Genomic DNA, 584 nt, shown 5'->3' on the forward strand with positions numbered 1-584 from the left:
CTTATGTACCTTGGGTATCAACTTGGTTACCTACGACCTTGATGGGGCCAGAAATAATCACTAAATAACACATTTTCCGAATTACATTCACGCAACCAAAAAGAGGTGTGAGCTATCACACCTCTTCGTCTATGGATTTAAAATCTTGTTTTCTCGGATCGGGATGGACTCTGCGCTCATAACCGTGCCACTTCTTTTTGTTTTTACGTCGGTCTTCACCGGAGCGCCTTTCTTCTTGATACTGGCCGTCTACCATCACTGTATCGGTAATGATCGGTATCCTCACTTTTTCATTCATATCCATATGAGCCCAATAATTGCCTTAGCAAAATTATGATTCAAGTTGGATATAATACCAATCGTGCGAACCGGTTTTATTTATAGAGCTCTTTATCTATCTGATAGCGTTGCATTTTGTCATACAGCGTTTTTCGAGGCACATTCAACTGTTCCATCGTTTGTTTGATGCTGCCATTGTTTTCCAGTAGCGCATTTTCTATCGCTGCCTTTTCAAACTCCGCCACTTGCTCTGCAAGGCTACTGGTTGAGGCGGGGATGGAACTTGGTTCACCTAATTGAATGAG

2 protein-coding genes are annotated in these 584 nt (G+C 42.3%); both read right to left on the minus strand.

What is annotated here, in order from left to right:
• Positions 1-115: 115 nt before the first annotated feature.
• On the minus strand, positions 116-298 hold the full coding sequence (locus tag R7Q48_RS29320) for a hypothetical protein (RefSeq protein ID WP_021451574.1): 183 nt from the start codon (positions 296-298) through the stop codon (positions 116-118).
• 76 nt (positions 299-374) lie between these two features.
• Positions 375-584, minus strand: a 210-nt coding sequence (locus R7Q48_RS29325) for a helix-turn-helix domain-containing protein (RefSeq protein ID WP_318133878.1), incomplete at its 5' end; no start/stop codon positions are given.

Source organism: Vibrio sp. 378, from assembly GCF_033339435.1.

Coding starts and splice junctions, on each gene's coding strand:
- R7Q48_RS29320 (WP_021451574.1), bottom strand. CDS start 298: ATGAATGAAAAAGTGAGGATACCGATCATTACCGATACAGTGATGGTA.